This window comes from Extibacter muris (genome assembly GCF_004345005.1).
GTDB classification, from domain to species: Bacteria; Bacillota; Clostridia; order Lachnospirales; family Lachnospiraceae; genus Extibacter; species Extibacter muris.
In genome coordinates this window covers 99136-119931 of record NZ_SMMX01000003.1, presented here as the reverse complement: position 1 = coordinate 119931, position 20796 = coordinate 99136, and the positions used below count along the sequence as shown (strand labels likewise).

At 48.1% G+C, this 20796-nt stretch carries 21 protein-coding genes, 1 tRNA gene and 1 other annotated feature; of the genes, 5 read left to right on the top strand and 17 right to left on the bottom strand.

Annotated elements, in window-relative coordinates:
* Window positions 1-17: 17 nt before the first annotated feature.
* From E1963_RS21230 to E1963_RS04240, 4 genes are read right to left on the bottom strand one after another with little or no spacing between them, the layout of a single operon-like run.
* Complete coding sequence (locus E1963_RS21230) at window positions 18-152, bottom strand: hypothetical protein (RefSeq protein ID WP_006442847.1); 135 nt, start codon at window positions 150-152, stop codon at window positions 18-20.
* Window positions 145-1497: a bifunctional folylpolyglutamate synthase/dihydrofolate synthase gene (locus E1963_RS04250; RefSeq protein ID WP_243117560.1), complete on the bottom strand. Its 1353-nt coding sequence runs from the start codon at window positions 1495-1497 to the stop codon at window positions 145-147. The genes E1963_RS21230 and E1963_RS04250 overlap by 8 nt, the downstream gene beginning before the upstream one ends.
* On the bottom strand, window positions 1464-3668 hold the full coding sequence (locus E1963_RS04245) for an LTA synthase family protein (protein ID WP_132275658.1): 2205 nt from the start codon (window positions 3666-3668) through the stop codon (window positions 1464-1466). Before E1963_RS04245 ends, E1963_RS04250 begins: the two co-directional genes overlap by 34 nt.
* 9 nt (window positions 3669-3677) lie before the next feature.
* Window positions 3678-6335: a valine--tRNA ligase gene (locus E1963_RS04240; protein WP_132275656.1), complete on the bottom strand. Its 2658-nt coding sequence runs from the start codon at window positions 6333-6335 to the stop codon at window positions 3678-3680.
* 112 nt (window positions 6336-6447) lie between these two features.
* Window positions 6448-6677, bottom strand: a binding site (T-box leader).
* Window positions 6678-6808: 131 nt separating this feature from the next.
* On the opposite strand from E1963_RS04240, the gene E1963_RS04235 reads away from it, so the two are divergent.
* The 5 genes from E1963_RS04235 to E1963_RS04215 all read left to right on the top strand — a co-directional run bounded on the left by E1963_RS04235 (window position 6809) and on the right by E1963_RS04215 (window position 9031).
* Window positions 6809-6881 (top strand) — tRNA-Ala (locus E1963_RS04235).
* 477 nt (window positions 6882-7358) lie between these two features.
* The gene (locus E1963_RS04225; RefSeq protein WP_132275653.1) at window positions 7359-7685 is read left to right on the top strand and encodes a sporulation initiation factor Spo0A C-terminal domain-containing protein; all 327 of its coding nucleotides are present in this window, start codon (window positions 7359-7361) and stop codon (window positions 7683-7685) included.
* Window positions 7686-7892: 207 nt separating this feature from the next.
* The gene (locus E1963_RS23470) at window positions 7893-8282 is read left to right on the top strand and encodes an MBL fold metallo-hydrolase (RefSeq protein WP_330570682.1); all 390 of its coding nucleotides are present in this window, start codon (window positions 7893-7895) and stop codon (window positions 8280-8282) included.
* On the top strand, window positions 8212-8652 hold the full coding sequence (locus tag E1963_RS23465; protein ID WP_330570681.1) for an MBL fold metallo-hydrolase: 441 nt from the start codon (window positions 8212-8214) through the stop codon (window positions 8650-8652). The genes E1963_RS23470 and E1963_RS23465 overlap by 71 nt, the downstream gene beginning before the upstream one ends.
* Before the next feature lie 160 nt (window positions 8653-8812).
* Window positions 8813-9031 carry a hypothetical protein gene (locus tag E1963_RS04215; RefSeq protein ID WP_167482109.1) on the top strand — a complete coding sequence of 73 codons (219 nt, stop codon included), beginning with the start codon at window positions 8813-8815 and terminating at the stop codon, window positions 9029-9031.
* 215 nt (window positions 9032-9246) lie between these two features.
* Here E1963_RS04215 and E1963_RS04210 read toward each other — a convergent pair whose 3' ends face one another.
* The 13 genes from E1963_RS04210 to E1963_RS04150 all read right to left on the bottom strand — a co-directional run bounded on the left by E1963_RS04210 (window position 9247) and on the right by E1963_RS04150 (window position 20791).
* The gene (locus tag E1963_RS04210) at window positions 9247-9510 is read right to left on the bottom strand and encodes a hypothetical protein (protein ID WP_132275647.1); all 264 of its coding nucleotides are present in this window, start codon (window positions 9508-9510) and stop codon (window positions 9247-9249) included.
* A gap of 24 nt (window positions 9511-9534) precedes the next feature.
* Window positions 9535-9999, bottom strand: a complete 465-nt coding sequence (locus E1963_RS04205) for a GyrI-like domain-containing protein (protein WP_132275644.1) — start codon at window positions 9997-9999, stop codon at window positions 9535-9537.
* 43 nt (window positions 10000-10042) lie between these two features.
* Window positions 10043-10675, bottom strand: a complete 633-nt coding sequence (locus tag E1963_RS04200) for a chloramphenicol acetyltransferase (protein WP_132275641.1) — start codon at window positions 10673-10675, stop codon at window positions 10043-10045.
* A 68-nt stretch (window positions 10676-10743) separates the two neighbouring features.
* Window positions 10744-11382: an Fpg/Nei family DNA glycosylase gene (locus tag E1963_RS04195; RefSeq protein WP_243117559.1), complete on the bottom strand. Its 639-nt coding sequence runs from the start codon at window positions 11380-11382 to the stop codon at window positions 10744-10746.
* A gap of 97 nt (window positions 11383-11479) precedes the next feature.
* The gene (locus tag E1963_RS04190; RefSeq protein ID WP_132275636.1) at window positions 11480-12379 is read right to left on the bottom strand and encodes a helix-turn-helix transcriptional regulator; all 900 of its coding nucleotides are present in this window, start codon (window positions 12377-12379) and stop codon (window positions 11480-11482) included.
* Between the two features lie 83 nt (window positions 12380-12462).
* Window positions 12463-14370 (bottom strand): GGDEF domain-containing protein, encoded by a 1908-nt coding sequence (locus E1963_RS04185; protein ID WP_132275633.1) that lies wholly within the window; start codon window positions 14368-14370, stop codon window positions 12463-12465.
* 167 nt (window positions 14371-14537) lie between these two features.
* Window positions 14538-15455 (bottom strand): aminotransferase class I/II-fold pyridoxal phosphate-dependent enzyme, encoded by a 918-nt coding sequence (locus tag E1963_RS04180; protein ID WP_243117557.1) that lies wholly within the window; start codon window positions 15453-15455, stop codon window positions 14538-14540.
* A complete protein-coding gene (locus tag E1963_RS04175; RefSeq protein ID WP_132275630.1) occupies window positions 15421-16083 on the bottom strand; it encodes an SDR family oxidoreductase in 663 nt (220 codons plus the stop codon). Before E1963_RS04175 ends, E1963_RS04180 begins: the two co-directional genes overlap by 35 nt.
* Window positions 16084-16095: 12 nt before the next feature.
* Window positions 16096-16755, bottom strand: coding sequence for a hypothetical protein (locus E1963_RS04170; protein ID WP_132275627.1), 660 nt, complete (start codon window positions 16753-16755; stop codon window positions 16096-16098).
* A gap of 160 nt (window positions 16756-16915) precedes the next feature.
* A complete protein-coding gene (locus E1963_RS04165) occupies window positions 16916-18283 on the bottom strand; it encodes a helix-turn-helix domain-containing protein (RefSeq protein WP_167482108.1) in 1368 nt (455 codons plus the stop codon).
* A gap of 86 nt (window positions 18284-18369) precedes the next feature.
* Window positions 18370-19047 (bottom strand): HD domain-containing protein, encoded by a 678-nt coding sequence (locus E1963_RS04160; protein WP_132275621.1) that lies wholly within the window; start codon window positions 19045-19047, stop codon window positions 18370-18372.
* Window positions 19048-19246: 199 nt separating this feature from the next.
* Window positions 19247-19930, bottom strand: a complete 684-nt coding sequence (locus tag E1963_RS04155; RefSeq protein WP_132275618.1) for a DUF2461 domain-containing protein — start codon at window positions 19928-19930, stop codon at window positions 19247-19249.
* Between the two features lie 12 nt (window positions 19931-19942).
* Complete coding sequence (locus E1963_RS04150) at window positions 19943-20791, bottom strand: RNA polymerase sigma factor (protein ID WP_132275614.1); 849 nt, start codon at window positions 20789-20791, stop codon at window positions 19943-19945.
* Between the last annotated feature and the right edge of the window lie 5 nt (window positions 20792-20796).

Sequence of the window (20796 nt, the reverse complement as noted above, 5' to 3'; positions counted from 1 at the left end):
TCGTCGTAACCCTTCTTCTACTTCGTCTGCTCTATCATTTCCTTGAGTATATCTGTCATATCAGTCAAATCCTCCTGATAGACCGCATCTTCTATATCTTCCACTTCCACACTGGGCTGGAATTTCTTTAATTCTTCTTCAAAATCAAGCATGTTCATCGCCTCCTGCCAACAGCTTCTTAACCATTCCCGCCAGATACAGAGAACCAAGACAGTATATCTCTGCCTCCCCCCTGATATCCCGGGCCGTGTCGAGTGCATCCCTCAACTCTTTTTTTACAATAACTCTTTTATCTGTATATCGCTCAAATACCTGTCCCAATTCCCGGGCCGGCAGTTTCCGTCTGTCATCAATCTCCGTGACAATATAGGCCGATGCCTCCAGGTTCCCGCACAGATAAGATATCATCTGTTCATAACTCTTATCCGCCACTGTGGAAAATATGATTACAGGCCTGGCAGCTTTACCTTCTTCCAATATCCGCACGGTCTCTGTAAATGCTTCCACCGCGCCAAGATTGTGGGCTCCGTCAATCGTCACATGAGGCGCCGCTTCTTCCATCCTGCCCTGCCACTTTACCGCAGCCAATGACTCATGCCACCGGCCTCTGTGGACGTGTTCGTCTGCGAGAAGGTAATCCGCAGCTTCCAGCGCAAGAACCGCATTCCTAACCTGATAGACGCCACAGACAGGCATCTGCCACGTAACATCTTTATCATACGCATTCACCCTGCAAAAAGCAATAGATTTACGTCCAACTTCCAGGATTTCGTACGCATTTTTCGAGATTTCTCTACAGGGAGCATCCTTCTCTTGTGCCGTCTTACGTATCACTTCCGCCGCAGGACGGCAGTTCCCGTCGAAGATCAGAGGCACCCCTGTCTTGATGATTCCTGCTTTTTCAGCAGCTATCTTCTCTATCGTATCTCCTAGTATGTCCATGTGATCCAGACTGATAGATGTTATGACAGTCAGGCACGGATGTTCCGCAGAATTCGTCGCATCAAGCCTTCCGCCCAGCCCGGTCTCCAGGATGATGTACTCGACGTCTGCCGCAGCAAACGCCTTCATCCCCATGCCATAGAGAAATTCAAAATATGACGGATGGGATATGCCATCCCTCCCCATCTCTTCAACTACTTCCATGACCTGGCAGAATACATCAAGAAATGTCTCATCATCCACCGGTATGTTATCAACCCGGATCCGTTCATTGATGGATATAAGATGAGGGGACGTAAAGAACCCCGTCCTTTTCCCCTCAGCCATCAGTATCGCTTGCATATATGCACATACCGAACCTTTACCGTTTGTCCCCGCCACGTGGATAATCTTCCGGTCTTCACCTGGATTTCCAAGCCGCCTTAAGAACTCCCTCGTATGGTCCAGCGTGTGCTTTTTCGTAAATTTGGGCAGCTCTTCAATATAGGCTGCAGCCTCATCATAATTCACTGCTCTCACCACTATTCTTCTGTAATATCGGTCTGTTCCGTCCATGATATGTCAGGGTCTGTTCCGGTTCCTTCCCGCACTGTCAGCATACCGTTCTGGTATACGTATTCATTTGAAGTCCGGAAGGTAGTATCGCTGGAGCCCATCTGGACGACCGTAATGACGTCTCCGTCTGACGGCGTAGTCTCCGGCAGGTCAATACGGGTATTATTCAGAAATGTACTCTTTTGTTTTTCCCCGTTTATAAATATCTTGCTATGCCTTGTAAAGTTCTCCCCGTACAGGCTGCAGCCCTCCTCAAGATGCTTCACTACATTCGTGAGCGTGACATCTTTGACTCCCATCTGCATATGGCCTTCCGTGATAGGCACGTTTCCGTTATAAACGTATTGCTTGCCGTACAGGATGTCATATTGCAGAAGCTCCAGATCTGACAGGTAATTCTTTGTCTTCCTGCGTTCCTGGTGATAGTTGAATACGGTTCCGGAATGGATATCAAGGCGGTCAAATACATCCGCCATGATCTGATAGGACGGAATGTTGCGGTCTTCCTTCTTCAGTCCAATATTGTCCCAGATAACATAGTTTGTATTATAGAGATAACGGCCCTTCAGGTCTTCCGCTTTCAGACCCATCGTCGGAAGATGGTCGCCGTAGAATACGACCACTGTCGGTTCCCCTCTCTCTTCGATGGCTTTAACGAGGTCCCCCGCAAACTGATCCATCTCATAGACCTGGTTCACATAGTATTCCCATTTATTTTTCTGGCCTTCATCTTCGATACCTTCCACCTTGATCTTCGGATTTTCAATAATCTGCTCTTCCGGATAATCTCCATGGCCCTGCACGCTTATTCCAAACACAAAGTCCTGCTGTTCTGTCGTATCCATGGCATCCATAATGTGCTGGATGAGGATATCGTCTTTTGCCCATCCGTTCTCCGTCATCTGCAGTATATTCATGAATTCTTTGCTTGTAAAGCTGTCGAATCCGATATTGTTAAATACATTCGCCCTGCTGTAGAAATTTCCACCGTTGTTGTGGAGCGCGTGAGAACCGTAACCGAGCGCAGCCAATGCAGTGGCGGCACTTTCAGCCTTCTGGTTCTTAAGCACTGTCTTATACGGATACTCGCCGGGGCCAAAATACCTCAGGTTCATGCCTGTCAGCACTTCAAATTCCGTATTTGCCGTGCCTGCGCCCACGGATGGCACTTTAAAGTAGCCGGAGGAATAGTTCTTGTACATTGCATGGAGGTTCGGGCTCGCGTCCTCAGATGTGGTAAAGAACTCTGCCTCTGCCACGTCAAAATAAGATTCCAGCTGTATAAAGATGATATTCGGCAGCTCCTCTTGCGTACGGCCGGTCTCGTTTTTAGTTATTTCTCCGTTATTGCTTATCTTTTCAATCGTCTTCTTATTGTAATCGTTCGGCTCATTGATGCCCGTATTGAACACGCTGGCCATAAAGCAGTATGGGAAACCATAATCTTCGTAAGCAAATGCTATATTTCCGAAATACGTAGATACGATTCTCTTCTCTACCGCAAGATTAGAGAAGAGCCCATATGCGGCAATGCACACGATTATGCCGAGCAATGCCCATACATGGTGTACCTTGCCCTCGAACTGTCCGCCGCGTTTCCACATGGATACGACCCAGATGACGACGGATATGATTCCGACGATCAGGACGACAAGCTCGAATCCGTTAAAATAATTATTGATAAGACTCAGACCATCCTTAGCCACTTTCAGATCCTGCGCGTTAAATGGCGTGACCCTCTTGAGCAGCATATAGCCGTTGGCTACTCCGAGGACAAGCCAGAACACGCTGATCAGAATCCTGACAAATACTCTCCTCCTGAACAGGTACACGATAGAAAACGTTATGAATATCATAAATGCATTGTAAAAAAATACCATAGGCGTGCCTGTCATATAATCCCATGCTTCAAACAGGGAATGCCTTGATATCGCTTCTATCACAAGGTTGAGGAAGCATGCAAGTATCACATGGAACAGAAGGGAGAAGCGGTTCATAAACTTATAAACCGGCTTCATCTTCCTTGCGAACGCGCTGTTCCGGCGCTGCTCGATAATCCTGGCACGCCTTTCCCTTCTGGCCTTCCAGTATGCTTTGGCGTCTTCCTTGTTCATATTTTTTAATTTATGAAAAGTACCCTTTATGTCAGGTCTTTTTATCTGAATCTTCATATTATCCCCTTATGGCTGTCTGGCTTTCAGTCCTTCCAGCCTTTCTTTTACCTGGTCTAACATCTGCTGATATTTTACAAGTTTGTCTTTTTCCTCCTGGACCTTTGCCTCCGGAGCCTTGCTCATGAACTTCTCATTGTTCAGCATCCCTGTGGCACGCGCGATTTCTTTTGTAAGCCGTGCCTCTTCTTTCGTCAGACGTTCTGTTTCCTGTTCAAAATCTACAAGCTCATTGAGCGGAACATAGGCAATTGCATCCGGCACAACGACAGACACCGCATCTTCTGCAATCCCTTCTTTATCACTCTGAACGATAAAATCGCTTGCGCTGGCCATTCTGATGACAGAATCTTTCAGTGCCGAAAGGCCTGCCCTCAATTTGTCATCTTCGCTTACGACATATATCTTCGTCTTTCTGGCCGCAGGCACATTCATCTCCGCACGGATGTTGCGCACTCCTGATATGATGGCTTTCAAGTGTTCCACCACTTCTTCTGCCTCTGCGAACGCCCTGTCTTCTCTATACTGCGGCCAGGATGACATCATCAGCGATGTCTCTTCCGGCACGAGCTTTACATATATCTCCTCGGACACGAAAGGCATGAACGGATGCAGAAGCTTCAGCGAATCCATAAGCACCGTCTTTAATACCCACAGGGCGGCATTGGCTGCCTCCGGTTCTTCCTGCGCACGGTAAATCCTCTGCTTGGCAAGCTCGATATACCAGTCACAGAATTCATCCCAGATAAAGTCATATACCTTCTGGAGCGCGATACCGAGTTCAAACTTATCCATATTCTCGGTGGCTTCTCGCACGAGCCTGTTGCATTTTGACAATATCCACTTGTCTGCATCCAGAAAATCGCCTGCCTCCGGCTCTGTTATCTCTTTTCCTTCGATGTTCATCAGAATAAAACGCGACGCATTCCATACCTTATTGGCAAAGTTACGGCTCGCTTCTACTCTTTCATTATAGAAACGCATATCGTTGCCCGGCGCATTTCCTGTCACCAGCGTCATGCGGAGCGCGTCTGCGCCATATTGGTCGATGATCTCCAGCGGGTCGATTCCATTACCAAGCGATTTGCTCATCTTACGTCCCAGGGAATCTCTCACAAGGCCGTGGATGAATACCGTATGGAATGGCGATTTGCCGGTATGCGCAAACCCGGAGAACACCATCCTGATAACCCAGAAGAAGATGATGTCATATGCTGTCACGAGCACGTCGGTAGGATAGAAGTAATCCAGGTCTTCATTCTTCTCCGGCCAGCCAAGCGTGGAAAATGGCCACAGCGCGGAACTGAACCATGTGTCAAGCGTATCCTCATCCTGTGTGAAATGAGCGTTTCCGCAATGCGGACATTCTTCCGGCCTCTGCCTTGCCACGACAACCTCACCACATTCGTCACAGTAATAGGCCGGAATCCGGTGCCCCCACCAAATCTGTCGGGAGATGCACCAGTCGCGTATACTTTCGAGCCAGTGCAGATAAATCTTGTCAAAACGTTCCGGAACAAATTTCAGCTCTCCCGTCTTGACCGCTTCAATGGCAGGTTTTGCCAGCTCTTCCATCCTTACGAACCACTGCTGCTTGATAAGCGGCTCTACTGTCGTATGGCAGCGGTCATGGGTTCCTACATTATGGGAATGGGGCGCAACTTTGACAAGGTAGCCCTGTTCCTCAAGGTCTTTTACGATTATCTTTCTAGCCTCATACCGTTCAAGGCCTGCATATCTGCCGCCATTTTCGTTGATGGCAGCGTCATCGTTCATGACATTGATTTCCGGAAGATTGTGGCGCTTGCCTACTTCAAAGTCGTTCGGGTCATGAGCCGGTGTAATCTTCACGGCACCTGTACCAAAATCCTTGTCTACATAGTAATCAGCAACAATCGGAATCTCCCTTTCTACAAGCGGGAGCAATGCCGTCTTGCCAACGATGTCTTTATAACGTTCGTCATCCGGATGTACCGCAATGGCGGTATCTCCGAGCATCGTCTCCGGTCGTGTGGTCGCTATTTCAAGGAATCTGTCCGTTCCGACAATCGGATACTTCACATGCCAGAAGGAACCGTCTTGCTCCTCATGTTCAACCTCTGCATCCGAAAGGGAAGTCTTGCAGACCGGGCACCAGTTGATAATTCTGGAACCTTTGTAAATATACCCTTCTTCATACAGTTTGATGAATACTTCCTCTACTGCTTTGGAACAGCCTTCGTCCATAGTAAACCGCTCTCTGTCCCAGTCACATGACACGCCGAGCTTCTTAAGCTGTCCTTCTATCGTCCCAGCATATTCTTCCTTCCACTGCCACGTACGCTCTAAGAACTTTTCTCTTCCCAGCTCTTTCTTATCAATGCCTTCTTCTTTCAGCTGGTTCGTAACTTTAACCTCCGTGGAAATGGCGGCATGGTCCGTCCCCGGAATCCAGAGCGCATTATATCCCTGCATCCTCTTATAACGGATGAGAATATCCTGCAGCGTGTTGTCAAGCGCATGTCCCATATGCAGCTTGCCGGTGATATTCGGCGGAGGCATAACCGTCGTAAATGGTTTCCTGCTTCGGTCCACTTCAGCATGAAAATACTTGTTTTCACACCATTTTTCATATAATTTCGGCTCAATCTCTTTCGGATTGTAAGTTGTTTCCAAGTTCTGACTCATAGTTTCCTCCTCATACTCCTTTGTAAATGTATAACACTTTTTTCACAATTCGGGGGTAGATCAAGGATGACAGGAACACCCTGTCAAATAAAAAATCACCCCTTACCAGCATGTAAAGGGCGAAATAAAATCCGCGGTACCACCTTCATTTGTACAGAAGGAACTGCTTCTATACATCTCATCATATTCGCTAACGGGAACGACTCCGGGATGGCCTACTTTTCTTTCAGCCAACCAGCTCCAAAGCTACCTTCCGTCACTCCTACTTGAAACCATCTTTCAGCCGTGGATGGTCCTCTCTTGCAAGGGTGGTGCCGTACTCTTCTTCTTCAACGCCTTTATCTTAATAAACTAATGAATATCATAGCCACCTAAGCCCTGTTTGTCAAGGTGTTTAGAGGATTTTCAGAATATCTTAAGGAGTTAAAATATATGGTTTTCAACTCCCCAAACTTGTGTTATAATCATGCCATGGGGTATTGGCGCAGTTGGGAGCGCGCTTGAATGGCATTCAAGAGGCCACGGGTTCAAGTCCCGTATACTCCACTGCCAGAAAAACGATTAGAGACCCGCCACACCTTGCAAACAAAGGGATGGCGGGTTTTCTATATGCAGAACTTATTTACTCTTTATGTCGTACAATAAGCAATTATGCAGCTCGGAGCAACACGAAACACAACACGGAACAGGCCTCCGGGCTTCTACACCAGAGGCTTTATCCGAGCCACTTCTGGATGTCCTTCAGCCATCCAATGGAAGCTGACTCCTGATATTGATTCTCCTTTGTGCTGGCGTGTATAAACATACGAGTATGAGGGTTTAATTGGTTGCACACTGCACAAGAATGCTATGTATGAAGATGAATAATACTCTGCCGTTGCCACTTGACATTGAAAATGTCATAACATTTCTGTTATTGTCGAATAATGTCGTTTATGACTATTTCTGCCCTGTTTACGACCGCCCCCATCCTTTATTTAAAGTATTCTATACAATATATCCGTAAGGTCGCAAGGAGGCATTATGGACAAAACAAGAGCCCTGTTATTAAGGCTCGGGATACGCTCCACACTGAAAGGATTCCACTTCCTTCTGTATGGCCTGAAGCTGTGCTTATCGAGTGAAGATTATCTGCTGTCGGTCTACAAAACGTTATATGTTGATATTGCAGACCATTTTGGTACATCCAGAGATAATGTGGAGCACTGTATCCGCACCGCCATTTCAAACTGCTGGTATAAGGGTAATCGGGAACTTCTGTATGAGATCGCCGGTTTCCACCTGAATCAGAGGCCAGCCAACGGAGAATTTATAGATATTCTCTACAATCACTTATGTCAGGAAGAGTAGCCCGCTTTGCGGGCCTCTTCCTCCCGGAATTTCTTTAAGCCCTCGTTCTGTCCATGGATTTGGACGGCAAACATAACCATGCGGGCAATCTGTTCTATATCTTGAAAATCTATAACAGCCTCTATATAATAATTGTAATCGGCGATACTGTGCCGTGGAAAAAATGAGCCATGTTTTATGGTATGGATCCGTCAAAATGAGGAAGGCATGTTTGAATTGGTACAGGCAGGAGAAAGGACTTATTATATACAAGCCCCTGCAAAAATCGGTATATACGAAGCAGGAGGCAATGACGTCTATCTGATAGACAGCGGTAATGACAAAGATGCGGGCCGCAAGGTACGCAAAGTGCTGGAGCAAAACAGCTGGAACCTGAAGGCCATCCTCAATAGCCACTCTAACGCAGACCATATCGGAGGCAAGCGCTACCTGCAGCAGCAGTACGGCTGCAAGATTTATGCACCCGAACCGCGCCAGGATTTCCACAGGAGATGGACATCATCCCTTTGCCAGGGCTTTCTTCGATATGGCAGGCTACCGGACGCTAGACGGAACAGTCTTTCTGGCGGACTGTCTGAGCAGCCTGCATGCTCTTGAAAAATACGGCTTTACCTTTTTGTATGATGTAGCTGCATATCTGGATACGCTGCACCGTGTCAGCGGCATGCAGGCGGAGCTTTTCGGCCCCTCCCACGAAAATGCAGCCAGAGATGTTCGGCCATTGGCCCGTTTGAATGAGGAAAAGGTACTGGAAATCGCACAGCAAATCAAGCATATATGCGAAGTCCCGCAGCCATTCGAGTCCTTACTGCAGAAGCTCTTTACCCAATATCAGCTTAACATGAACTTTGAGCAGTATGTCCTGATCGGCAGCACGGTGCGTTCTTACCTTGAATGGCTGAAGGAGCGTGGAGAAATATGTGGTTCCTTCAAAGATAACCAGCTGCTCTGGAAGACAGTGCTATAAGCAGTTCCCATGCAGTAAATAACAGTAAACCAACGGTCGAGTACGTTATTCAACCAGGAATCGGTTGCTTCTGCAAGCTCGATTCTCTTATAATGCTATTACCAGATGGCTGCTGTAGCAATAAAATCAGAGCTGTCCCGATATCTCCCTTTTGTTTCTATTGGCCAAAGCATTAGATGTGTCTACCAGCGAACTGCTCAACGGTGAAAGGAAAGAGGGCGCACAGCCAGAACATACCGAAGCCATGGTAGCGGAAGCGCTTCAGCATTCTAACCGGAGCACGAAGCTTAAGTTTGAAAAGTTCCGGCAGGTCTCGTTAATTGCATTGTCTGCCACCCTGCTTTTCAGCTGGGTCATGCTACTGCCCGCTCCGGCCTGAAAATTATGCGCGGCAGGGCTCTCTTTTCTGTTGTGCATCCCATTGATTATCGGGATAAACCGTATCATCCATATATTTAACCGGCAGCACGATCCGAGCCTCTCAGAAAATCTGGTGAACACCCTTTCGCTGTTTATCCTGGCGGCTATATGCTTCGGAGCCGATTATGTGGCTGCACACAGAAAAGGATGAGAAGCATGTAACCATATAGGGTATCAATCTGGGTGCTCCCGTTCAGACATGTATGTTCTAATTTCATCCGAAGTCAGCCGCCGTACTTCTGTTTTCGGATATTCCCGGAATTCTCCGGCAGTATAGAGGGGCTGCGTCTGCCTGGACATCTTATCCTTATTCTTCCTGAGATAAGCCTGCATATCCTCTGAGCAGGCAAAAATCTTATAAGATGCCCTTTCCAGACATTCCCGCGCACCGAGCAGGGGCGTTATCCTGCTGTCATCAGCATAGCATTCCTGACACATAGTTCTTACAGCCTCCTTCATGTCTTATTGATTTTTGCGTATGGCAAACATGATATCCACGGAAGGATTCCTTCCCATACTTTTCTCTGTATGATATTCATACTCGAGATTTAATGCTTCATACTTGCTGTCCGGGAGCCACTTCGTATAAAAATATGTTTTAGCTTCTCCGACGGCGGCTCCCCACAGCAATCCCAGTTTGGGCCTGACTGTAATGCTGGCATATTCCCCCGCCGGAATCACCTGGAACTCCAGCTTCTCATTTTTCAAAGTCCCGCCGATGAACAGCTCGAAGTCCCTGCTCTTCACATCATAATTCCTGGAGAGGACATAAAATGGGAGTACAGCATCAGGCTTATCCACAATAAAATGATACTTTTCTGAGATAGTCTTAATATCTGCCGATATCGTTTTGTCATTGGACATCTTACGCAAACCATATATCCTTGTTTCTTCCAGATTCGTTATCCCGACTTTTATATCTGACATATCTTGTCCTCCAATACTCATTGCAGTGCAATAGACATCTTTATTATAATTTTTTGTTGAGCGCATCCTGGAGAGACTCCGCGAGCCTGCCGATATGGAGTCCATCCACAAAGGAATGGTGTGCCTGGACCGAAAACGGCAGCAGCAGCCTTCCATCTCTTTCAAAATATTTTCCCCAGTCAAACAGTGGGGTCGCATTCTCTTTATTCCCGGAATTTGTATGGGAAATATGCGTGTACGATACCCAGGGGAACGGTGAAAACTGGAATACATCGTTGCCGAGCGGTCCTGTAAAATACTCTTTCTGCTCCCTGGCCGTTTTCAGTGCTGCCGCAACATACGATTCCATGGTCCTTTCCATGGGGACATTAACAACCTTGAACAATTCTGTCTCTTGGTCAAGATAGGTAAACGCTGTATCTATGCGTTCAAATAAGACTACCTGTCCTTCGACAAACCGGTAGCGGAATTCTTCGATTTCATTCGCGCATCTTGTCACGACGTAAATGAGTGACATGGTAAAAGAAAAACCTTTCGCTTTTACTTCCTTCAGAAAACAAGTAATATCCAGCTCAAAAGTCACGCAGAATGCGGGCTCTATGCTGTTTCTGAATATCTGGCAGTGCAGCTTCCGTTTCCAGTTCTGCTCATCGATCACTGTATATGCATTCGCCATAATAACATCTCCTTTCTTAATGTGTGCGTGCTACCCGAGTTTAACTCAATGTCTGTAGTTCATCAGCACTATTCCAGCGGCTGGCACACAGGGCAGTAGTAGACCGAACCGCCGAGGTACGCTGTCTTAACAATATCACCTCTACACACGGGGCATTTCTGCCTGTATGTGTTTTTAGACAATATCGTGTGATACTTGCCGGGGTTTCCCCATATATCCTTCTCCGTGTCCCGTCCCCCAAGCCGGGACATCTCTGCGAGCACTTCCTTGATGCTGCTGAACAGACGTATGGCTTCTTCCTCTGTCAGCTTTCCCATCTTTTGCTTTGGATGGATGCGGGCCTGAAAGAGAATATCCTGAAGCACTCCATTGCCTAGCCCCGGTATCCTCTGCTGCGTAGCCAGAAATGCTTTTGCGCTTATGCCGGGCTTCACACTTCCCAGAAGCTTTCGGAAATACGCTTCATTGAATCCGTCTGCCAGAGGGGACAGGCCCTCTTTGCTTATGATATAATATTCATTGTCATACGCATGCTCAAAGCTGATGATACCGCCGTACATGGCAACCGTAAACAGCAATACCCATCCATCCGTAAAGTCTATACGCAGCTGATACTTTACCGGTATACTGTCTGTTGGAGCAAACAGCCTGGCATTGACGCCGTCATTAAAGCAGAGGCTGATGCCGTCGCTAAGATGAAGCTCCACAAATATGTCAAACCCGGCCGTTCCCTCTATAATCCTTTACCTCCTATTGCCACAGTGTCCTGTCGTTATTATATTACAGGGAAACTGACACCTCCTGTCATATTTCATATGACTGTCTGATTTTCTCTGCTTCCTCGCGCATCTCCTGGCGTACCCACTCAGGCTCGATTACTCTTGCCAGAGCCCCGAATGACAGCAGGAAGCGCTTGATCCATATTCCTGGAGGAAATGCTGTATTTACAAGCATGGACCCGTCTTCTGCCATCTCTATGTCTTCCGGGGCAAAAAAGTCCATCACCTGGAAGGATGCTTCCCTGGCAAATGCTATCTTCATGGGAATCATCTCAAGGCCCGTCCCTCCATTCTCATCTTCTGCATATTCTCTCGGTATGAACATCTCCTCTTCCACCGTAAGCTTCCATATCCTGCTCAGGCGGAATAGCCGGAACCCCCGCCTTCTGCGGCAATACCCTGACACATACCAGTTCCCTCCCTTAAAGCACAGCTTCATAGGCTCTGCGGTACGCTCACACCAGTCGCCGGAAGAATTAAAATACTCAAAAGAAATAAGCCTGCAATTCAATATCGCCCGTCTGCACAGCTCAAAATATTCCTTTTCTTTCTTCATCGCTCCCCAGCTGTCAAAATCAACTTCCAGCCAATCCGCCGCTTTTCTGCCGAACAGGCCGGACAGCTGCGTAAGTAGACCGCTGCTGTCGATTGCCCCCACGGAATCCAGACTTTGCAGTGCCGTCAGAATCTGCTCCTGCTGCTCCTCACTGAGCAGGGAACGCTCTATCTTGAACCCTTCCATCAGACGGACTCCACCGCCCTGCCCCTTCTGTGCATACACCGGAATCCCCGCAGCCGAAAGCGCATCCAGGTCCCTGTAAACCGTCCTCACTGAAACCTCCAGCCGCTCTGCAAGCATTCCGGCCGTCAGGCTGCGATGCTCCATCAAAAGATATAAAATCTGAAATAGCCTGCTGCTTTTCATATAGGTACACCCCTTAATCCATTTTGGTACACCACAAAGTTCAATTAGGGACGTAACCCTTTTCAATTTTATTACGTCCTGAATTAACGTTCGTAGTGGCCTTTATTTTTTCTTTTTACTTCATACAGCGCTGCATCTGCCTGCTGGAGCAGCCGGGTCAAGCCTATCTTCCTGTCATTCGTGCATACATATCCCCCGGACGCGCTTATTATGCATTCTTCTCCTTCCGCAAGGCTGATGATCTTTGACTGCAGTGCTGTCCAGAATCTGTCCAACAGGGACCTTATCTCGTCCTCTCTCCTGTATCCATATGCAAAGATGCAGAATTCGTCTCCGGAACGTCTCGCCACGAGGCAGTGGTCTTTCGGAAGTTCTTTCATAATCTGGGCAAATTCCTGTAGGTATCTGTCACCCACATCATGTCCGTACGTATCATTTATATTTTTAAAGGCGTCCAGGTCCAACATGACACACGCACATATTTCGTCATCATTCAAACTGCCTAATATCTGCGACGCCTTCTGTTTAAAGTACGGATATCTGCTCAGTCCGGTCAGCTGGTCATGGTTATTCTCATACAGCATCTTCCGCTTATCCAGCATTTCCCTCGTGGCATCTGTAACCGCTCCATAATACCCTGTATCCTCTATGGTAAAATGAATGCGGACGTATCTCTGCGCGCCGGCATAGAACACATCGTTTTCATTTTCAACCGTACTCTCCATAAATACCCGGATCATATGTAAAAATGCCTCCGGATCTTTCGTATACCGGTCAAGCATATCAGCGTCCATGTCGAGCAGTTCACCGAGTTTGGAAGTAATGAATACATAATCCATATCATTCTGATACTCAAATGCCGCAAGCGGAATCTGTGACATGGCAATGATTTTGGAAATGCGGTCAGAGCTGCTCACGACACTTTTAACCATCCTGTAGATACCATTGCTTAAATCTTCAAATTCCGGAGCACCTCCTACTTCCACTTTTGTATCAAGCCCGCCTTTTGTTATCTCAGACAGAAGGTCTCGAATCTTATGGATGCCGCTTACGACTTTCTGTTTTACAAGATAATTCAGCAGCAGCACCGCAATCACCTCGACCGCCAGCAGATAGATGAATGTGAGCAGTATATTTTTCCAGAATGTATGATATAACGTAGCCTTATCCATGTACGCTCCTATGAGTACATCCTCATAGGCTCTTGTGGCTACATAACATTCCGTTCCGCCATCCATGGTCCTGTATGCTCCTGCCGTGCACTTTTCCAGGCTCTCCAGCCCATAGTTCTCCAGCTCATCCATATCCTCGCCCTTACCAGTATGTGCGACGACCTTGCCGCTGCCCACGTCCATGGCAAAAAATTCTTCCCCTACATCCGTAGGAAACCTGTCAAATATATAATCATAGGTGTTCCTTTCCTGGGCCTCCATCTGACGGACCGGTTCAAGTCCAACCTGCACAAGCCCCTTTACCCCTTTTCTTGAGACTCCCACATATTTCATCATCTTCGCCTCCGCAGTATTCGGCTGCGCTTCCTGGATGATATGCATATCTTCACTGTCGCTTTCCAGGATTGGAAGAAATCCCCGCATCTGCCTGCCATTGTGGAAATCCAGGCCGATATACTTTGGAACGGAAGAATATCGGATGATGCCGTCCGCCTCTGTAACATGCAATTCATCCACATCGAGCAGGGCAGCCAGATTCGTCAGCGCCTCCACGCTGTCCAGCACGCCGGGGTTCTTCTCCACCACATATGCAGCAGCTTTTGCACGGGTCAGATAATCTTCGTCCAGATTCCCTTTTATAGAAGCCAGTTCCTCCTGGTTATTCTCCATCGTATGGATGACCTGCTCTATCTTGGCATTAAATGTATCCAGCTGTCGTCCTCTCAATGAACCTGCAGAAAAGAAGTAGTTGACTACAAGTATTGACAATATGGCAGTCGACATAATGATAATGGTATATCTTTCAAATATCTTCTGCATAGGTCCCCTCTCATGTAAGCCAAAAGCTATTTGATTGTAATTATAACATTATCCTGCGGCTAATAGTAGTAAAATAGGTGTTTTGCGAAATTATCAGATGATAGGACAGCACTCAGATATGGCAAAAAGATTACAGGCCGGCCAGTGGGCCGGCCTGCTTCTGACCGTTACTTTTTCAATGTTGCCAATCTCCTGCACGCCTCTTCAACCGTATCCTGGTCAAAGGCATAGCACGCACGGAACCATCCGGGTCTATCACACCCGAACAGCTGCCCCGGCGATACATTGATCATGAGTTCATGATAGATCTTCTCCCACAGTACATGTTCCGCTTCAAATTCCTGCTTTTCCATATAAGCAGAAAAGTCTGCCATCACAAAGATGCCTGCCTGTGCCTTCATGGTGGGTACGCCGATTGCCGCGAGGCCCCCGGCAATGATGTGATATGCAGCGGCAAGGCGTTGTCTTGAAAGCTCCATGATTCCCGGAAGTTCCGGTGATTTCAGCAGCGCCGTCAGCAGCGACTGGGTATGTGAAGAGACTGACGCATAGTATATGATGGACGCAAAGCCCTGTATGATACAAGGATTGAATGATATGCACAAGCCAGTTCTAAAGCCGGACAAGACAAAATCTTTGGCAAAACTGCTCGTCACATGCACCCTGTGGCGGTATGAGGCCGGAACCAGCTTCATCGTGCTGGCAAACTCCGCTTCCGGATCAAACACCGTCTGCGCATAAATCTCATCTGATATCACGTCCAGATCATGATCCATGGCAAAATCAAGCAGGCCGCGTACTGCCTCTTCTTTATATACTGCGCCGATCGGGTTGTTGGGTGATGAGAACAGCACGGCCCTCACTCGTTTCCCTTCCTTCACCGTTTTTGCATAAGCTTCTTCAAAGGCATCCCTGTCCAGCGTTTCATCACATGGCACGCCGACAGGGATTACGCCCGCCCGCTCATTGATGTCATCCACAAAGCTGGAATAGTAAGGGGCCGGAATCAGGAATACATCCCCGGGCTCTGCAAGCAGCATCGCCAGCGTCTCAAGCGCGACCGTACAGCCCCATCGTAGCGTCAATATTGGCTCCATGCATCAGGGTCGATTCATCCCGCAGAAGTTCCCCGAGCCAGAAGGCAATTTCAGAAGGCTGGATCAGACGTTTCTTGGCCTGCGCCGCATCGAAGGCCGCCCGTTCTTCCGGTGTCATGCCTTTTAACGTACTGCTGTAGAACATCGGCGTCTCGATGGCTCCCGGGCTGATGCAGAATACGTCAATCGGAGTGTGGGTGTTTTCGGCCGCCAGCTGTCTTGCCAGATATGCCACCGCACATTTGCTCATACCATCGCTCAGGGTAAATTTGGGGAAGCATGCAATACCGCCCCCTACGGAGGAGATGAATATGAGCTTTGTCTTTTCCGTCTTGGCCTCTATTACGGGCTGTATCTTTTTGTAGATCCACAGAGGGCCCAGGGCATTCACGGTCATCATCGCCACATCATTCGCTGCCCTCAGCGGGTCGCCCTGCTCAGCATAGTCTTTGACAGTGCCTGAGCCAAGGGCAGCGTTGAATATCACGCCGTACCACTCATGTTCGGTCAGAAAATCGGCCTGTTCAATCTCTTCCAGCCTGCCCTGTTCCAGCAATCGTTTTACCGTCTCAAGCCCGACTCCCTGTGTCCCTCCGGTTACCAATACTTTTTTCATAATAATCCTCCTTTACATTTTTTTGATCAGAACATCTTCTTCATCAAAGTCTCCGGTGACCGTATAAGCCCCGTACATAAGTCCAGACAACGCCCAGTTGTTAAAATTGGTGTTCACCTGTACGGTCTTCAGGTTCTGGTCTGCCTGCGCGATGCCTTCCGGATTATTTACAATAGATAATATTCCGATAAACATCGTGACAACGAGAAGAACCGGCGCAATGTAACCTACGATCTTGACCAGCTTCTCAAGACCGAGCAGGACGGTTCCAAGCGAAGCGATAATCATGATTGCACGGCCGATATTGCCATTTACTCCGTAATATTCTTCAAATGTTGAGCCTGCGCCCGAAATCATCATGGAATATACGAAAAACAGCATGATCGGCGTGAACCATTCCAGTACAAATCCAAGATATTTGCCGAGGTAGAAATTAAACATCTTACCCGAATTATTTAGTTTGAGATACCTGCCGTCTTCCACGATCGTGCTTACGAACCATGCATATAGAATGAGTGCGATTGCTCCGGCGCCGACACTCCCCGCTACTTCGAAGCCGGTAAAATACTGCATGCATTCCTGCCCTGACGCAAAGCTGGAGCCGATGACAAATCCCATGAACGCTCCGCCTATGGCAATCACCTGTCCAATCTTCGCCTTGTTTTCTTCCATATCTGTTCCCCCTTTTCTAATGAGATATCGTGTTGCATTGCTGCTATGTCTACATTATAAAATCCTCTCAGCCTGTTTACACTTGAACAGATGTGAATAAATTGACAAATAGAAAAACGGACTTGAATTCAAAAAATTCAAGTCCGTTGGAATTCCCGCTTTACAGATAGCGGAGCACATCTTCTGCCGTCAGCCTGTTACAGAACGGCATCCGGAGCATTTTTTCAAAAAACTGCTCAAAAGCGCCCCGCATCCTCGGGGCCAAAGATATGTGGTAATTATCGTTTGGCTTCTTTTTAGAATTTTCAATATTCAGGGAATATGTATCTAAAAAGATGGACGGCGCTCTTCTCGGCTCTTCGCTCAGAACGACCGTGTCTCTGATTACATAAAGCCTGACATCCGGGTATTCCGACATCACCTGGCTCAGATGTGTGAGGTGGAGGCGTGTCTGCTCCGGGGTCAGATGATGGCTTACATTGCCGACGCTTATATTGCCGTTAGCAAGATATTCATTCAGCATGGAAGAATACAGCACGAGATCTATCCGTGCTTTGCAGGTGCGCTTCGCAAATACATTATTCAGCTTTACGAGATAGCGCGCGTAGCTTTCGTCTTCAGCATGCTCAATAAGTATATCCATGATTTCCCCCGGGAAAAGCATGGCGGGAGGTTCATTAAAGAACTGCCACTGGCGCCGGTCTGAATAGGAGTCGAGCTGTACGTTCGTCCGCCTGAGGCTTTCCGGCTCGGCCGGATCCAGTAATTTATCCCCCACCTCCATAACCTGCTGGCAGACCGAGGCAAACCGGCTTATGATCTTATGCTCCATAGAGAATACAGCGGATAGCTCCCCGCCAACGCTCCACAGGACCTGCAGGCAGAGCAGGTCATTGATAACCAGAATCGACGGCTGCTCCGGCCTCCTGCACACAATGGACATCTCGATATAATCAAAACTTCCTATCGTGCCTATAATGACGGCTGCATAATAATTATACTCTGTCGTCAGTCCTTCCGGCTCCAGCGCCAGGCTCAGCTCAACCTTTTTCACCCCGGTATCGTGCAGCTCCTTCATCAGGCCCCTGAATTCCTTGCCGTACAGGCGGAAAAGGTCAAATGTGGCCATAATGCCGATGCGCCCGTCATATAAATCCAACGCCTGCATGAAGGCTGCCCTTGTCAGCCGGACTAATGTCTGCCGGCTGTCCACAAAGGACATATCATTGTTATTATAATTCTGAAAGATAAGATAGCTCCTGTCGCTGGCGTAGGCCATCTTCAGCTCTGCCAGGCCTTGCTGCCTCTGTGCCGCTCTTTCCGCCTCCGGCACATTCGTATGGGCTGCGAAGCAATCCGCCATCTGGCCGATGATCCGTTCCGCATTCCGCTCTGACGGCAGTTTGCTTCCGTTAATCCATTTGCTGATATATGTGGCGTCATAGCTGAGAGCGTCTGCCAGTTCGCTTTCCTTAATCCCGGCTTTTTCCATCTGGGAGCGGAGTGATTTTCCAAACTGATTCTTCATGTCACACCTCTTTTCTGTAATCATTGTAAATGATTCATCCATGGGTGACAAACGGATTACAATAAAACATTACGAAGAAGCACGCCTCAGCACAGCTTATTGCCATTTGCCGTCAGCTTGAACTGGCAGCCGAACACTTCTGCCGCCCTGCGGCACATGATCATCCGTTCCATAAATATCTCGAAGTAATCCATCACCGAGCACATAGAGTCGTCCAGCTCAAGCGTCATGCGGATATTCTTTTTCTCTTTGTCCACATCGAGCACTGATGACAGCGCCGCATAATTTACCCGGTCATGGATATCAAAGTTCGCGATTACCTGGTTCTGCACCCTGTTGCGGCGGACGTCTGTCTTATCGGCAAGGATGAGCGCTGCGGAGACTACATCTACAGCAGTTCCCGTCGCCTCGTCATGATTCCCTATTGCGGTGGTCACGGTGAGCACATCGTTCAGCGGCATCCCCATATCCTTTAGTATTCCGTATGCAAGTACCGCACCAGTATGGGCATGGTCATGCCGGTTGACGCTGTTGCCTATGTCATGCATATACCCGGCGGCCTTGGCCAGCTCTATCTCGTGTTTCTTATACCCCAGCTCCTTCAGTATCTTTCCGGCGCATTGTGCCACCTTAGCGGCGTGCCTCCTGGAATGCTCGGTAAAGCCCAGCGCCTTCAGAACTGAATTTCCATTTTCAATCAGCAGCTGCAGCTCTTCATTATCTCTTATCTCTTTGAATGATATTCTTTTTTTCTCTTCTTTCATGTATGTCTTTCATCCTCTATCGTCTTATTATCGTGCCCCGGGCAAGGTTAACGGGCACATATATCTTTGTCATATGATACCCTCTTCTTTCCCGGATTATTTATCACTCGTTAAGTGTAACGTACAAGCAGCAGAACCGATACCCTGATAATGGAAAGGTTTTGTAAAAAGCACGTAAAACTTCATATCTTCCTGGCTGTTACGGCTGATTCATAAACTTGGAATCTGCCAGGGCCCTGTTTATAAAGTCATTAAATGGTTTGATCACCTTGCAGATTTCCAGTATGTTATCGACAAATCTGCCGGCGTCTGCCAGCAGTCCGTCCGCCAGCGGATATTCTACATACCAGCTTTTATATTTCAGATAGGCGGCCTGAGGGTGCTCCCTGTCATAACCTGCCGGCACATTTTTAAGGGAGGACCCTTTCGCCTCAAAAAGATCTTTGAATGTGCCGCCTTCCACTATGCCTTCCCACTCGTCGCCGTGCGTTGCGATATAGTCTCGCATCATCGCCGTCTCTTCTTTGAATATGTCCGCGAACAGGCCGCCTCCCAGGAAGGAGGCACCCGGTGTGATCATCAGATAATACCCGACCGGGACCGGCTGTTTTCCGCCCTCAGACAGATGTACACGGAACGCCGGATTGTACGGAGACTTGTCCTTGCTGAAGCGGGTGTCTCTGACAAGCTTGTATGTCAGCTTTTTCGGCTCATGCAGCAGTATGCCCGGCTCCATTTTCCCAAGTCCAATCATCAGCGTCTCAACCAGCTTCAGAAATTCTGATGCCGCCGCTTCGTACTCTGTCTTATGTTCCTGATACCACTCCCGGTTATTATTCTCTTTCAATCCCTTCAAATATTCCATTATCATCTGCAGATCCATATATGTCCCTCCTTATGCCTCTGTTATCGTACGGTATTCTTCCGAGTCGAAGAATCCCTGCAGCCATGCCTTCACCTCTCTGCCTCCGTGGTAGAAAGGCATGTCTGAAAAGACAAAGGACAGGTCGTCCACACGTTCCATCGCATTTTTAAATCCATGCATCAGCTCGTCGTTACCCGGTTCCATGGCGGTGTATTCCAGATTGTCCGGCTGAAGCCTCTGGCTTGCAACAGCGTAATTTATCCTCCTGCGGCAGCTGCACATGCCGCCTTCCAGCCCACAGTATGTCCCCATGAATTCTGCCATCCTGGCCCTTATACGGGACAGGCGCTTGCGGTACGCCTCCGGAGAGATTCCAAGAATGTCTCCTGCAATCCTGCTGTCTACTTTGAACATCGTACCAAGTATAAAGATGCATCTGCTCTCTTTGTCCAGGCACTGGAGCATCACGTTCGTACAGGACATCTTCAGCTCCTCTTCGAGGATTGCCTGCTCTACCCCCTGGGCCAGGTCCGGGATGTCTTTCTCTGCACCTCCTTCGATGTCTTCGCCATAGATCTCGAAGCTGAGCGGATATTTTGAAAACATGTTTTTCTTATAGTCCTTCAGATAATTTGATGCGATCCGGAATACCCACGTAGTGAACCTGCTCTCTGCCCGGAAGGATGACAGGTGTGTCATCACTTTGATCAGTATTTCCTGGGTGGCATCCTCTGCGTCTGGTATCGTTCCAAGCATCCGCAGGGAGAAGTTGAACACGAGGTCCTGTATCTCTGTGAGTATCTTTTCCACTGCGCTTTTGTCGCCTGCCACAGCCCGGCCGACCAGCCGTTCCATTTCTTTTTGTAATTTATCGTCCATATAAT

Bases quoted from the DNA above. Each gene is read 5' to 3' on its own strand.
- E1963_RS23465 (WP_330570681.1), top strand. From the start codon at position 8,212: ATGGCAGGCTACCGGACGCTAGACGGAACAGTCTTTCTGGCGGACTGT.
- E1963_RS21230 (WP_006442847.1), bottom strand. From the start codon at position 152: ATGCTTGATTTTGAAGAAGAATTAAAGAAATTCCAGCCCAGTGTGGAA.
- E1963_RS04165 (WP_167482108.1), bottom strand. From the start codon at position 18,283: ATGAAGAATCAGTTTGGAAAATCACTCCGCTCCCAGATGGAAAAAGCC.
- E1963_RS04210 (WP_132275647.1), bottom strand. From the start codon at position 9,510: ATGTGTCAGGAATGCTATGCTGATGACAGCAGGATAACGCCCCTGCTC.
- E1963_RS04225 (WP_132275653.1), top strand. From the start codon at position 7,359: ATGGACAAAACAAGAGCCCTGTTATTAAGGCTCGGGATACGCTCCACA.
- E1963_RS04200 (WP_132275641.1), bottom strand. From the start codon at position 10,675: ATGGCGAATGCATATACAGTGATCGATGAGCAGAACTGGAAACGGAAG.
- E1963_RS04150 (WP_132275614.1), bottom strand. From the start codon at position 20,791: ATGGACGATAAATTACAAAAAGAAATGGAACGGCTGGTCGGCCGGGCT.
- E1963_RS04155 (WP_132275618.1), bottom strand. From the start codon at position 19,930: ATGGATCTGCAGATGATAATGGAATATTTGAAGGGATTGAAAGAGAAT.
- E1963_RS04240 (WP_132275656.1), bottom strand. From the start codon at position 6,335: ATGAGTCAGAACTTGGAAACAACTTACAATCCGAAAGAGATTGAGCCG.
- E1963_RS04205 (WP_132275644.1), bottom strand. From the start codon at position 9,999: ATGTCAGATATAAAAGTCGGGATAACGAATCTGGAAGAAACAAGGATA.
- E1963_RS04250 (WP_243117560.1), bottom strand. From the start codon at position 1,497: ATGGACGGAACAGACCGATATTACAGAAGAATAGTGGTGAGAGCAGTG.
- E1963_RS04185 (WP_132275633.1), bottom strand. From the start codon at position 14,370: ATGCAGAAGATATTTGAAAGATATACCATTATCATTATGTCGACTGCC.
- E1963_RS04245 (WP_132275658.1), bottom strand. From the start codon at position 3,668: ATGAAGATTCAGATAAAAAGACCTGACATAAAGGGTACTTTTCATAAA.
- E1963_RS04160 (WP_132275621.1), bottom strand. From the start codon at position 19,047: ATGAAAGAAGAGAAAAAAAGAATATCATTCAAAGAGATAAGAGATAAT.
- E1963_RS04190 (WP_132275636.1), bottom strand. From the start codon at position 12,379: ATGAAAAGCAGCAGGCTATTTCAGATTTTATATCTTTTGATGGAGCAT.
- E1963_RS23470 (WP_330570682.1), top strand. From the start codon at position 7,893: ATGTTTGAATTGGTACAGGCAGGAGAAAGGACTTATTATATACAAGCC.
- E1963_RS04170 (WP_132275627.1), bottom strand. From the start codon at position 16,755: ATGGAAGAAAACAAGGCGAAGATTGGACAGGTGATTGCCATAGGCGGA.
- E1963_RS04175 (WP_132275630.1), bottom strand. From the start codon at position 16,083: ATGAAAAAAGTATTGGTAACCGGAGGGACACAGGGAGTCGGGCTTGAG.